Here is a 12,575-nt window from a genome sequence, read left to right on the forward strand (position 1 = left end):
CACAATGCAAATGAATCAATCTACACGATCCCCCTGGTCTTGGATACCAACCCTTTACTTCGCCGAAGGCCTGCCATACGTGGCAGTAATGACCGTTTCGGTTATCATGTACAAGCGTTTCGGACTGTCAAACACAGAGATAGCCCTGTACACAAGCTGGTTATACCTTCCATGGGTAATCAAACCCTTCTGGAGCCCGTTTGTGGATATCCTGAGAACCAAACGGTGGTGGATCATCTCCATGCAATTGTTGATAGGTGCCGGGCTTGCAGGGGTGGCTTTTACCCTCCCTACTCCCTTCTATCTGCAGGCATCACTTGCCTTCTTCTGGCTGATGGCTTTCAGTTCGGCCACTCATGATATCGCAGCAGACGGTTTTTATATGCTTGCCCTTGACGATTCACAACAATCCTTCTTCGTTGGTATACGCAGCACCTTCTATCGCCTTGCCTCAATAACCGGTCAAGGATTACTGGTTGTTCTGGCTGGATTCCTGGAAAAATCGACCGGCAAAATTCCTTATGCATGGAGCATCACCTTTTTTATCCTGGCGGGACTTTTTCTGACATTTTTCGTCTATCACCGCTTTGTTTTGCCTTACCCGCACGCTGATACCGGAAAATCAGCCCACACACCACAGGAGGTGATGACTGAGTTTGGAAATACCTTCAAATCTTTTTTTACTAAAAAAGGAATAGGGCTGGCAATCGCTTTCATGCTACTGTACAGGCTGGCCGAAGCGATGCTTGTCAAACTGGCATCACCATTTTTATTAGACAGCCGTGATATGGGCGGATTGGGACTACACACTTCTGAAGTAGGCATAACCTATGGTACGGTGGGCGTGATCGCCCTTACACTTGGCGGAATCATCGGCGGAATTGTGGCTTCCCGTCAGGGATTGAAATTCTGGTTGTGGCCGATGGCATTGGCCATTACGTTGCCCAATGCGGCTTATCTTCTCCTTGCGTACTTTCAGCCTGATAGTTTCATATGGGTGAATGTGGCTGTAGCTGTTGAACAGCTTGGATACGGTTTCGGATTTACGGCATATATGCTATACCTTATCTATTTCTCACAGGGTGAACACAAAACAGCTCACTATTCCATCTGCACGGGAATTATGGCACTCGGAATGATGCTTCCGGGGATGGCTGCAGGATGGATACAGGAACAACTGGGATACCAGCACTTTTTTATCTTTATCATGATTGCTACAATCCCTACATTACTGTTGATTCCTTTCATGAAAGTGGACAAAGATTTCGGAAAATCAAAGAAAACACCTTTGCCGGGTGAAGAAGTCACTACTGAACAGTAACCATTCCGGCAAATAAATAGGAATTAATCATTAATCCAGTAAAAAAACAAACTCAAAAAAAATGCACCGGTTAATAATCACAAAAATAAATAATTTAGGCAACTCCTGCTTTTTATTAACTAAAACAGTAGCAGCTATGGCATTAATGCTTTACTGTATGACAATCACATCATCAGCTTTTGCCCGGAATATACGTGTCAAAACCGGAATTGAAGTGCTGAAGGAGTCTAACTTCAAGATCCTTCAGGGAAAACGTGTGGGACTGATCACCAACCCTACCGGAGTGGATAATGACCTGAAATCGACGATAGATATTCTGCATGAAGCTCCCGGCGTGCAGCTTGTAGCGCTTTACGGGCCCGAACACGGTGTGCGCGGCGATGTGCATGCCGGCGACAAAATCGATTCATTCACCGATTCCAATACGGGTGTGCCCGTTTATTCCCTCTATGGTGCCACTCGAAAACCGAGCAAAGAAATGTTGAACGGTGTAGATGTCCTCGTCTACGATATTCAAGACATCGGATGCCGGTCATACACCTATATCTCAACCATGTATCTGGCAATGCAGGCGGCTGCTGAAAACGATATTGAATTTGTGGTGCTCGACCGCCCAAACCCGTTAAGCGGTTTGAAAGTAGAAGGAAATCTTGTGGAGGAGGGATTTGTTTCGTTTGTGAGCCAGCTAAGGATTCCTTATATTTACGGCCTTACCTGTGGCGAGCTGGCAGAGATGATAATTGGCGAACAGATGATATCAAGGCCTTGTAAGCTGACAGTGGTGAAGATGAAAAAGTGGCACCGGAAGATGAACTTCGAGGATACCGGACTACCCTGGGTGCCCACCTCGCCACACATCCCGTTTTCTCATTCTGCATTTTTTTATCCTGTATCAGGCATTTTAGGTGAACTGGGATATATGTCTATCGGCGTTGGATATACGCTGCCGTTCGAGATGTTTGCCGCTGAATGGATCAACGCAGAAGAGTTTGCCAGGACGCTGAATGCAAAACAGCTGCCGGGTGTCATTTTCCGCCCCATACACCTGAAGCCCTATTATTCAGTTGGACAGGGACAGGACTTTCAGGGAGTACAGATATATCTTACCGATTTTTTCAGTGCGCGTCTGTCGGATATCCAGTTCCATGTAATGGAGGTGTCTGCGCAGCTCTATCCAGACAGAAAAGTGTTCGAGCGTGCTCCCGAAAACCGATTCAATATGTTCGACAAGGTATGCGGTAGCGATTTTATCCGTCTGGAATTTTCCAAGAACCATCGTTTTGCCGACATTCAATCTTATTGGACAAAAGATGAAAAGTCGTTCAGATTATTATCAAAGAAATATTACCTTTACCGGTAAACTTCGTAAAAAGAAGTTTTTTGCACAATGGTACTAACATAATACTTGCATAAACCGGGTTTATGCATTCAATAAATAATTCAACAACAATATATTATTGAAAGATGAACAGAATTACTTCACCTGATAAAAGCGGAAGGCTGCTTTCGCTTGATATTCTGCGCGGAATAACTATAGCGGGTATGATAATGGTCAACAATCCAGGCTCATGGAGCTACGCCTATGCGCCACTCAAACATGCTCATTGGCATGGACTTACACCGACCGATCTTGTATTCCCGTTCTTTATGTTTATTATGGGTGTATCCACCTTTTTGTCGCTGCGAAAATTCAACTTTGAACCTTCAAGAGCAGCAGTATGGAAAATTGTACGGCGTACCTTCCTCATTTTCGTGATGGGACTGGCACTGGGATGGTTCGGGCAGTTATGCAGGGGATTGGCTTCGGGAGAGTCTTTTTTTGAGGCATCAACCCATTTCAACACCCTCCGCATACTCGGAGTACTGCAAAGGCTGGCGCTGGCATACGGGTTTGCCGCCCTGGCCGCAGTTCTGGTGAAGGGCAAACTGCTGCCGTGGGTGGTTGGCATCCTGCTTCTGGGGTATTACCTGATTCTTCGTTTCGGAAAAGGGTTTGAGATGTCGGAAGAGAATATTATAGCGGTGGTGGACAAAGCACTTCTGGGGACTGCCCATATGTATAGAGACACCACGCCGGAAGGGGTACGCATAGCATTTGAACCAGAAGGGTTGCTTAGCACCCTCCCCTCCGTCGCCCATGTACTGATCGGTTTTCTTTCAGGGAAACTGATTGTGGAGAACAAAGACAACCACACACGGGTGGAGAAGCTGCTTATATGGGGAACTGTACTTGCTTTCTCAGGCTTATTGCTGCAATATGGATGCCCAATAAATAAGAAAATATGGAGCCCCACCTTCGTGCTCGTCACCACCGGCTTTGCCGCGCAACTGCTGGGACTGCTGATCTGGATCATCGATATCCATCAAAAAGAGAGATGGAGCCGTTTCTTTCACGCCTTCGGAGTGAACCCGCTCATTGTATATGTTTTTGCAGGCGTAATGGCCAACCTGGTCGCCAACATCCGGCTTAACTGGCAGGGAGAGATAATCTCTGTAAAAGGGTTTATTTACGAAGTGCTGCTGCGCCCGTGGGCGGGGGACTATTTCGGATCGCTGCTCTATGCGCTGCTGTTCATCACTGTATGCTGGCTGTTCGGATATATTTTATACAAAAAGGATATCTATATAAAAATTTAGCATTTTAATTGATTCGAAACTCTTTTAAAGATGAGCAAATCAAAATTTTTCACCTCTTCAGGTTCAGAAGAAATAACAGACCCCATTCTTATTGCCGACAGTGGTGCCACCAAAACCGACTGGTGCCTGACTAAAAAAGGGGAGATACTTCACAGGTTTACAAGTAGAGGGATAAGTCCAATTTTTCAGACTCAGGAAGAGATAGCCGAAGAGATAAGATTGCGTGTTTATCCTAATTTGGAAAAAACTGAAATTCAGGCACTCTTTTTTTACGGAAGCGGCTGCATCCCGGAGAAAACAGAACAGGTGCGCAGCGCCATCTATCAGTCATTTCCTATTAATACCATCCATGTAAATAGCGATCTGGTAGCAGCTGCTCACAGCCTGTGCGGCCACAAGCCCGGCATTGCCTGCATCATGGGTACCGGCAGCAATTCATGTGAATGGAGCGGATCTGCAATAGTAAAACAGATATCACCACTCGGTTTTATTCTGGGTGATGAAGGCAGCGGGGCCTCATTAGGAAAAAAGCTGGTGAGCGATGCGTTAAAAAATCAATTATCCAAAGGTTTAAAAGAGGAGTTTCTGGATGAATACGGGCTTACCCCCTCTCTTATTATCGACAGGGTGTATAAGCAACCCTTCCCAAGTCGTTTTCTGGCAAGCCTCTCGCCCTTTCTGCTTAAACATATCAATGATCAGAGTATTCGCCGTATTGTTACCGGCAGCTTTTCAGATTTCTTCGAGAGAAACGTTATGCAATACGATTATCAGAAAAATAAGGTTAATTTTGTAGGATCAATCGCTTGGCACTACTCTGACCTGCTGAAGGAGATAGCAATAGAAAAAGGAATTGAGATTGGGAAGATATCACAATCGCCCATGGAGGGATTGATAGAATATTATATATGAATATGGCTTTTATAAAAGTAACAGAACAATCATCTTTATACGATGATCTGGAGAAAAAAACGGTTCTCGAAATTCTGACAGAAATCAATCAGGAGGATCACAAAGTGGCAGCAGCTGTCCAAAATACTATTCCCGAAATTGAGAAGCTCGTAACAGGTATCGTTGAAAGGATGCGGCGGGGAGGACGGCTTTTTTACATTGGTGCCGGGACAAGCGGCAGGCTTGGTGTACTTGACGCCTCGGAGATACCACCCACTTTCGGTATGCCCAACACCTATGTGATAGGGCTGATAGCAGGAGGCGACACAGCACTGCGTAACCCGGTTGAAGCAGCTGAAGACGATCCTGACAAAGGATGGGAGGAGCTTATGGAACACAAAATAAATGAGAACGATGTACTTGTGGGCATTGCCGCATCGGGTACAACACCCTACGTGGCAGGTGCGCTACGGCATGCGCGTAAAAAGGGAATACTTACCGGTGCTATCAGTTGCAACCCAGGCTCACCCGTAGCAGCTGAAGCTGAAATAAAAATAGAACCCGTTGTGGGACCGGAATATGTTACCGGGAGTACGCGAATGAAATCCGGGACGGCTCAGAAAATGGTATTGAATATGATCACCACCGGCACTATGATTAAACTTGGCAGGGTGAAAGGCAACCGCATGGTCAATATGCAACTTACAAACCAAAAGCTTGTGGATAGAGGTACCCGGATAATTGTAGATGAACTGGGCCTTTCATATGGACAGGCGAAAAATCTGCTGCTTTTACACGGATCCGTCAAAAAAGCAATTGACAGCTATAAAAATCAGCAAAAACTGTAATCAGAATGGCTATAATTGTTCATACCGACAACCCTCACCTTCTGCTGGACAAGATTTACGAAGCAATAGATTCAAGAAAGGCTGATAAATGGATACTTACAACTGACGGGCGTCTTACCTACGGTTCCCTTTTATGGAAAAACGAAGCTTTTTTCAAACCAGAGATATGGGTTGATGACAACGAGTTGCGCTTTGGGTTGCATAAAAGGAAAGATAGGAGGCACATCTCTTCTAAGCTCTACACAACATTTCATGCAAAAATGACAGAGTTGCTCCTGGCTCATTTCGACAGGGATTTCAGGAGTGTGACCGCTTCAGCAGCACGCACAGAGCCTGACAATTTCTAATCTTTCTTAATTCTCATTTATAGACTGTCACTATCTTTTTTACTTTTATGTTTTTCAGTCACGACCCGGATTACAACTCTCATAATGCTCATCGTTTCATTCACATAAAAATAGCGGTCGTACTTGCACTTTCATCCGGTCAATTTCAACCCACATGATGCCCATAGTTTCATTCACATATGCGATAGCAAAGGAAACTAAATAAAAAAACTTTCCAACATACCCTATTATGCCTGATAAATGAACCTTTAAGTTAACTATATCACGCTAAGTGCAACTTTCCGCTAAGTTCAATTTAGAAGTGCAACTTTCCCGGTAAGTTTTATTTAGATTTTTTTTAGCCGACTTATTTTGGCTACCTTTGCGGGTTTAAAATGCAAATGGTATGTTAACGAACATTCGTTCAAAAGGGACGGAAGAACTTTATGCCACACCCATTTTACAGCAGACAGCTTTCTGGTCGGCAGTGAAGAGAACACTTGGAGCAGAGGCGATAGCAATTAACTTCTCGTCGCGAAGATCCGGAATGTACTCAGTTTCAGGAAAAGATAGCGACTATGTTATAAAGTCTGATGTGCTGGTTATACTTCAGCAAATAGACAGGAATCACTCCGTGGCATATGTTCCATACGGGCCGGAAATTGAACCCGATGACGAGTTTCAGGGATTGTTTCTGGAAGAGTTATCTGAATGTCTGCGCTCATTTTTACCTAAAGAGTGTATTCTCATCCGATACGACCTGTGCTGGGAATCGTATTGGGCAAAAGAGAAAGATTATTTCGATGAGAACGGTATGTGGAAAGGTGAACCTGAAATCCATACACAGGAGTTGCGTTTCAACTTCAACACGCACAACTGGAATTTCAAAAAAGCCTGTTCCAATATCTTGCCGGCAAATACTATTTATCTGGATCTGACACACGATGCTGACACCCTTTTAAAACTTATGAAACCTAAAACACGTTACAACATAGGTTTGTCTAAACGCAAAGGAGTAAATGTAAGATCGATGGGAATGGAAGGTATTGATATCTGGTACGATCTTTACAAAGAAACGGCAGAAAGAAACAATATTCTCCTCAACGACATAAAATACTTCAATGCAGTACTTACAGCACGCACCGATAACACCAGCTCACCGGCAAACGTGAAACTATTAGTGGCGGAATTCAAAGGAAAACCGCTGGCGGCCATGTTTCTGGTTATAAGTGGTAACAGGGGTTCGTACCTTTACGGCGCATCTTCATCGCAACACCGGAACCTTATGGCAACCTATGCATTACAGTGGGAGGCCATCATGCAGTCAAGAAACGCAGGCTGTACAGAATACGATATGTTTGGCATCTCTCCTTCTCCTGAACCTTGTCATCCGCTTTACGGGTTGTACAGATTCAAGTCAGGTTTCGGCGGCGAAATTTTTCACAGCCTCGGCTGTTGGGATTATCCCCTTAACAGCGAAATGTATACACTTTTCCGTGCATCGGAGTTGAACAGTCAGGGATATCATTTAAGTTAAATAATATATATGAATATCAAAAGATTAACACATGTAGATGAAAGCATTGCCACTGCTTTCAAAAAACTAATGCCTCAGCTGACCGGCAAGGAGGAATACCCCTCTTGTGAAGAACTGGAAATGGTGATTAGTAAGGAAGATACCTATCTTTTTGTTGCTACCGGGGAAGATGAAGTGATCGGCACCCTTACACTCGTTTTTTACCGTATCCCATCGGGATTGAAGGTTTGGATTGAAGATGTTATAGTGAATGAAAACTCTCGCGGGAAAGGGGTTGCTACTGCCCTGATATGGCACGCACTGCAGGTTGCCCGCGACAAAGGGGCGAAGAAAGTGGATCTTACATCGGCTATCGGTCGAGAATCAGCCAACAGGTTGTATCAAAAGTTGGGTTTCGAACAGCGTGAAACAAATGTTTACAGGTATCACCTGTCAGGAAAATAAAAACCCCATGCATAGGTATGCAAGGGGTGAATATTTATTACTGTTTATAACTATACCATCTGCTTTAGGCAATCATCTCAGGGAATTCTGTAAACAATGCTGTTGATGTTCATTCCCGCTCCTACCGAGGCAAGTACAATATTATCGCCGCTTTTCAATTCATGACCGTTCATCTTCTTGCGGGTAATCATATCTAACAGTGTAGGTACGGTTGCTACCGAAGAGTTGCCTAACCATGAGATGGTCATCGGCATAATGGTTTTGGGCACATCTTTTATATTGTATAGCTTAAACAGGCGTTGCAGGATAGCATCATCCATTTTCCCGTTTGCCTGATGAAGAAGCACCTTACTTATTTCAGATATGTGTAGTTTAAGCTTATCCAGGCCGGCTTTAACCGTTTTCGGTACATTCTCAAGAGCGTACTGATATAAACGGCGGCCGTTCATCTTAAGGTAATAATCTTTCTTCTCTGCCAGCTTTGGATTATATGAGTATCCCATATGGAGCATATTCACATAATTGAGGGCATCACTGCGTGAGTTGTGTCCAATAATTCCTATGGGTGAGCTACTCTCCCGTGCCTCCATAATTGCTGCTCCCGCGCCATCAGCATATATCATACTGTCACGGTCGTGCGGATCAGCTATCCGTGATAATACATCAGCGCCTACCACCAAAATCTTTTTTGCATCCCCTGAGCGTATATAGTAGTCGGCCTGAATTACTGCCTGTATCCATCCGGGACAGCCATACAGAGTGTCGTATGCCACAGAAAAAGGATTTTCGATACCCAGCTTGTTTTTCAAACGTGACGCCATCGTTGGCAATATATCTATCCGCACATTATTTTTAAGTGTCTCCCCGAAATTGTGAGCGAAAATTATATAATCGAGTTCTTCCTTGTCAACTCCCGAAGCTTCAAGTGCCCTTTGCGCTGCTATAAGCGCCAGATCGGTTGTTACCTGATCATCTTCGGCGTACCTTCTCTCGGCAATAGTAGTAATCTCTTCAAATTTTCTTGTGATCTCTTCATTTGGTGTAGGCAGCTTCTCACCTTGTGAGTCAAAAAACTTATAAGTATGAAAATAATCGTTTGTGATCTGCTTTGTAGGCACATAGCTCCCTGTCCCTGTAAAAACGCTGTAAAGCTTACTCATTTGTACTATTTTTTATTATTAAGATAGTTAAGCATTATTGCAAGATATATTACATCACAAAAAAGTATGAAACCATTTCAACAAATTGAAAGTAATATCCTATAGTGCGTACCCATCATTTTCACCGATAACCCTTTTTTTGTTCGGATTTTCCACATAATATACTTCAACAGACAAAGGTAAAAAATTTAATCGATATAAAATCCAATTTTTAAACGCTATAAGAAAAAATAAGCTGATGCATCAGAAAAGGCAGCAAATTACAACTCTGCTTCTTGATCGGTTTCTCCATACGAGACATAAATGCATAATTATACACATGCTCGCAAAACAGAATACAAAAATATTAACCTGCTGCACACAATATAGCCGAATATATCGGAAACAATTATACCGTACTCTATCTATTTTATACTCTACATACAAAGATACGATTTTTTGAAGACTTACTCAAAATTGCAAATTTTAAACACAAAGCAACTCTGTTTCACAGATTCATTGTATATTTGCGGTAAATCGGGCGTCAAGCCAACCGTTATAATAACAGTTATAGGGCAAGGGTGTTATACTGTCACTCTGCAAATAACAGTCCGTAAAGAGTACTGTCAGGTTAACGATGTGCCGGTGTAAAGCTCTATGGTAAACAGAGCTGGATTTGACAAATAATATTATAAACGAAAATATGGGAAAAGTACTTATTATTGGCGCCGGAGGTGTGGGAACGGTGGTTGCCAACAAGGTGGCACAAAATAACGATGTGTTTACTGAAATTATGCTGGCGAGCCGCACCAAAAGCAAATGTGATGCTATTGCCGAAGATGTGAGACGCAGAACAGGCGTTACCATAACAACTGCAAAAGTTGATGCAGACAAAGTGTCAGAACTGGTTGCATTATTTAATGAGTTTAAACCAGAGATAGTAATTAATGTAGCACTCCCTTATCAGGATCTTACCATTATGGATGCTTGCCTTGAGTGTGGCGTGAATTATCTTGATACAGCCAACTATGAACCTAAGGATGTGGCTAAGTTCGAATACAAATGGCAGTGGGCTTATAAAGATAAATTCGAGAAAGCGGGACTTACAGCTATCCTTGGTTGCGGGTTCGACCCGGGTGTAACAAGCATATTCACTGCTTATGCGGCCAAGCATCATTTCGATGAGATTAATTATCTGGATATCGTGGACTGTAACGCAGGCGATCACGGCAAAGCGTTTGCCACCAACTTCAACCCCGAAATCAACATTCGGGAGGTTACACAGAAAGGGAAATACTGGGATAACGGCCAGTGGGTGGAAACAGAACCGCATGAGATCAACAGGACTCTCACCTACCCGGATATCGGGCCAAAAGAATCATACTTGATCTATCACGAAGAGCTGGAGTCGCTTGTAAAAAACTTTCCTACCCTCAAGCGAGCCCGTTTCTGGATGACATTCGGGCAGGAGTACCTAACTCACCTGCGTGTTATACAGAATATCGGTATGGCACGAATTGATGAAGTGGAATACAACGGGCAGAAGATTGTTCCAATTCAGTTCCTGAAAGCAGTGCTCCCCGATCCCGGTGAGCTGGGAGAAAATTATACGGGCCAGACCTCTATCGGATGCCGTATTCGCGGACTAAAAGACAGCAAAAAGCGCACCTATTACGTCTATAACAATTGCAGCCACGAAGAGGCTTACAAAGAGACCGGGGCTCAGGGAGTCAGTTACACCACAGGCGTTCCAGCAACCATCGGTGCCATGATGTTTCTACAGGGTATATGGAAGAAACCGGGAGTATTCAATGTAGAAGAGTTCAATCCGGATCCTTTCATGGAACAACTCAAAAAACAGGGATTACCCTGGCATGAGCTGTTCGATGTAGATCTGGAGGTCTGTTAAACAAATTACAACCCTGTGTTTACCTGCTTTTGCCGGTAAATTACACCTATCACGTAAAATAAGCAAGATGAGCCCAAAAAGTTTTGTAAATATTGGCGATTATGACCAGGATGATATTTTTCGTATTCTTGAGAGTGCATCCCGGTTCAAACAAAATCCAAATCGTAGCCTGCTAAAGGGAAGGGTATGTGCCACATTATTCTTTGAACCTTCCACACGTACACGTCTCAGTTTTGAAACAGCTGTCAACAGGCTGGGTGGACGAATAATTGGTTTTTCTGATTCGGCTACCAGCAGTTCAACCAAAGGTGAATCGCTGAAAGACACCATTATAATGGTGGGTAACTATGCCGACATCATTATCATGCGCCACCACCTTGAGGGGTCGGCGCGTTATGCATCTGAGATATCACCTGTACCAATTATCAATGCAGGTGACGGATCCAATCAGCATCCCACACAAACGATGCTTGACCTTTTCACGATTTACGAAACACAAGGATCTCTTGAGAATCTAACAATTACTATCGTGGGAGACCTCAAGTACGGGCGAGCGGTACACTCACTCATTCAGGGATTATCATACTTTAATCCTAAATTCAACTTCGTGGCACCTGAGGAGCTGCATATACCGGAAAAGTACAAAGCATTTTGCAATAATAAAAATATTGAATACAGAGAATATACAGACTTCTCTTCCGAATCGATCAACAGTGCCGATATACTATATATGACACGGGTACAGAAAGAACGTTTTACCGACCTTATGGAGTACGAAAAGGTAAAAAACGTCTATATACTGCATAACAAAATGCTTAATGATTCCAAAGAGAACCTGCGGGTGATGCATCCGCTTCCCCGTGTAAAGGAGATAAGCCAGGATGTGGACGACAACCCTAAAGCCTACTATTTTCAACAGGCTAAAAACGGGATGTATATACGTCAGGCGATCATTTGCGATTTGATGGGAATCGAAGTTAAATAATAAACCCAAATAGATTATGAGAAAAGAATTGCAAGTTGCGGCACTCGAGAACGGAACCGCCATCGATCATATACCCACCGAAGCCGTATTCAAGGTAGTTTCTCTGCTCAAGCTGGAAAAACTGAAAAACAGGATAACCATCGGGAACAACCTAAGAAGCAACAAGATGGGCAAAAAAGGGATTATAAAAGTCTCCGATAAGTTCTTTAGGGAAGACGAAATAAATCGTATAGCTCTGATAGCACCGAATGTAAATTTAAACATAATAAGAAACTTCGAGGTAGTAGAGAAAAAAAAAGTTACCCTTCCTGATGAAATCGTAGAAATTGTTGTATGTAACAACCCGAAATGCATCACAAACAACGAACCGATGAAAACTAGGTTTCACGTAATCGATAAGGAAAAAGTGGAGCTTCAGTGCCACTACTGCGAATTAAAAATTAAAAAAGAAGAAATCGTGTTATTGTAGATCTTTACTTTTTCTCAACGAGTCTCCTAAGAGAAATCTCTTTAATTGGAAGCAGGCCAATATACATAT

Annotated in this window: 12 protein-coding genes; 11 read left to right on the top strand and 1 reads right to left on the bottom strand. The window is 43.3% G+C overall.

The genetic code is table 11. The features are described from left to right. Positions 1 to 10 precede the first annotated feature (10 nt). From KDN43_RS13990 to KDN43_RS14025, 8 genes are all read left to right on the top strand, one after another. Positions 11 to 1,321 (top strand): AmpG family muropeptide MFS transporter, encoded by a 1,311-nt coding sequence (locus tag KDN43_RS13990; RefSeq protein WP_238867090.1) that lies wholly within the window; start codon positions 11 to 13, stop codon positions 1,319 to 1,321. A gap of 136 nt (positions 1,322 to 1,457) precedes the next feature. Then, positions 1,458 to 2,681: an exo-beta-N-acetylmuramidase NamZ family protein gene (locus tag KDN43_RS13995; protein WP_238867091.1), complete on the top strand. Its 1,224-nt coding sequence runs from the start codon at positions 1,458 to 1,460 to the stop codon at positions 2,679 to 2,681. A 104-nt stretch (positions 2,682 to 2,785) separates the two neighbouring features. Next, complete coding sequence (locus KDN43_RS14000; RefSeq protein WP_238867094.1) at positions 2,786 to 3,958, top strand: acyltransferase family protein; 1,173 nt, start codon at positions 2,786 to 2,788, stop codon at positions 3,956 to 3,958. 30 nt (positions 3,959 to 3,988) lie between these two features. Further along, entirely contained in the window at positions 3,989 to 4,870 is an 882-nt protein-coding gene (locus KDN43_RS14005) for an ATPase (protein ID WP_238867096.1), read from the top strand. 2 nt (positions 4,871 to 4,872) lie between these two features. After that, the gene (murQ, locus tag KDN43_RS14010) at positions 4,873 to 5,697 is read left to right on the top strand and encodes an N-acetylmuramic acid 6-phosphate etherase (protein ID WP_238867098.1); all 825 of its coding nucleotides are present in this window, start codon (positions 4,873 to 4,875) and stop codon (positions 5,695 to 5,697) included. Between the two features lie 5 nt (positions 5,698 to 5,702). Beyond that, positions 5,703 to 6,044 carry a hypothetical protein gene (locus KDN43_RS14015; protein ID WP_238867100.1) on the top strand — a complete coding sequence of 114 codons (342 nt, stop codon included), beginning with the start codon at positions 5,703 to 5,705 and terminating at the stop codon, positions 6,042 to 6,044. A 385-nt stretch (positions 6,045 to 6,429) separates the two neighbouring features. Continuing rightward, positions 6,430 to 7,560: a lipid II:glycine glycyltransferase FemX gene (locus KDN43_RS14020; RefSeq protein WP_238867102.1), complete on the top strand. Its 1,131-nt coding sequence runs from the start codon at positions 6,430 to 6,432 to the stop codon at positions 7,558 to 7,560. Positions 7,561 to 7,569: 9 nt separating this feature from the next. Then, positions 7,570 to 8,004, top strand: coding sequence for a GNAT family N-acetyltransferase (locus KDN43_RS14025; protein WP_238867104.1), 435 nt, complete (start codon positions 7,570 to 7,572; stop codon positions 8,002 to 8,004). 77 nt (positions 8,005 to 8,081) lie between these two features. Here KDN43_RS14025 and KDN43_RS14030 read toward each other — a convergent pair whose 3' ends face one another. Continuing rightward, positions 8,082 to 9,164, bottom strand: a complete 1,083-nt coding sequence (locus KDN43_RS14030) for a 3-oxoacyl-ACP synthase III family protein (RefSeq protein ID WP_238867106.1) — start codon at positions 9,162 to 9,164, stop codon at positions 8,082 to 8,084. A 682-nt stretch (positions 9,165 to 9,846) separates the two neighbouring features. Between KDN43_RS14030 and KDN43_RS14035 the strand changes: the two genes are divergently transcribed. The 3 genes from KDN43_RS14035 (at position 9,847) to pyrI (ending at position 12,506) form a co-directional block, all read left to right on the top strand. Further along, positions 9,847 to 11,052, top strand: a complete 1,206-nt coding sequence (locus KDN43_RS14035) for a saccharopine dehydrogenase family protein (protein ID WP_238867108.1) — start codon at positions 9,847 to 9,849, stop codon at positions 11,050 to 11,052. A 67-nt stretch (positions 11,053 to 11,119) separates the two neighbouring features. Continuing rightward, positions 11,120 to 12,037 carry an aspartate carbamoyltransferase gene (gene pyrB / locus KDN43_RS14040; protein ID WP_238867110.1) on the top strand — a complete coding sequence of 306 codons (918 nt, stop codon included), beginning with the start codon at positions 11,120 to 11,122 and terminating at the stop codon, positions 12,035 to 12,037. A 16-nt stretch (positions 12,038 to 12,053) separates the two neighbouring features. Continuing rightward, positions 12,054 to 12,506, top strand: coding sequence for an aspartate carbamoyltransferase regulatory subunit (gene pyrI, locus KDN43_RS14045; protein ID WP_238867112.1), 453 nt, complete (start codon positions 12,054 to 12,056; stop codon positions 12,504 to 12,506). Positions 12,507 to 12,575: the final 69 nt, after the last annotated feature.

Source organism: Proteiniphilum propionicum, assembly GCF_022267555.1.
In the GTDB taxonomy this organism is placed as follows: domain Bacteria; phylum Bacteroidota; class Bacteroidia; order Bacteroidales; family Dysgonomonadaceae; genus Proteiniphilum; species Proteiniphilum propionicum.

Bases quoted from the DNA above. Each gene is read 5' to 3' on its own strand.
- KDN43_RS14030 (WP_238867106.1), bottom strand. From the start codon at position 9,164: ATGAGTAAGCTTTACAGCGTTTTTACAGGGACAGGGAGCTATGTGCCT.
- KDN43_RS13995 (WP_238867091.1), top strand. From the start codon at position 1,458: ATGGCATTAATGCTTTACTGTATGACAATCACATCATCAGCTTTTGCC.
- KDN43_RS14015 (WP_238867100.1), top strand. From the start codon at position 5,703: ATGGCTATAATTGTTCATACCGACAACCCTCACCTTCTGCTGGACAAG.
- KDN43_RS14005 (WP_238867096.1), top strand. From the start codon at position 3,989: ATGAGCAAATCAAAATTTTTCACCTCTTCAGGTTCAGAAGAAATAACA.
- pyrB (WP_238867110.1), top strand. From the start codon at position 11,120: ATGAGCCCAAAAAGTTTTGTAAATATTGGCGATTATGACCAGGATGAT.
- KDN43_RS14035 (WP_238867108.1), top strand. From the start codon at position 9,847: ATGGGAAAAGTACTTATTATTGGCGCCGGAGGTGTGGGAACGGTGGTT.
- KDN43_RS14025 (WP_238867104.1), top strand. From the start codon at position 7,570: ATGAATATCAAAAGATTAACACATGTAGATGAAAGCATTGCCACTGCT.
- KDN43_RS13990 (WP_238867090.1), top strand. From the start codon at position 11: ATGAATCAATCTACACGATCCCCCTGGTCTTGGATACCAACCCTTTAC.
- pyrI (WP_238867112.1), top strand. From the start codon at position 12,054: ATGAGAAAAGAATTGCAAGTTGCGGCACTCGAGAACGGAACCGCCATC.
- murQ (WP_238867098.1), top strand. From the start codon at position 4,873: ATGGCTTTTATAAAAGTAACAGAACAATCATCTTTATACGATGATCTG.
- KDN43_RS14000 (WP_238867094.1), top strand. From the start codon at position 2,786: ATGAACAGAATTACTTCACCTGATAAAAGCGGAAGGCTGCTTTCGCTT.
- KDN43_RS14020 (WP_238867102.1), top strand. From the start codon at position 6,430: ATGTTAACGAACATTCGTTCAAAAGGGACGGAAGAACTTTATGCCACA.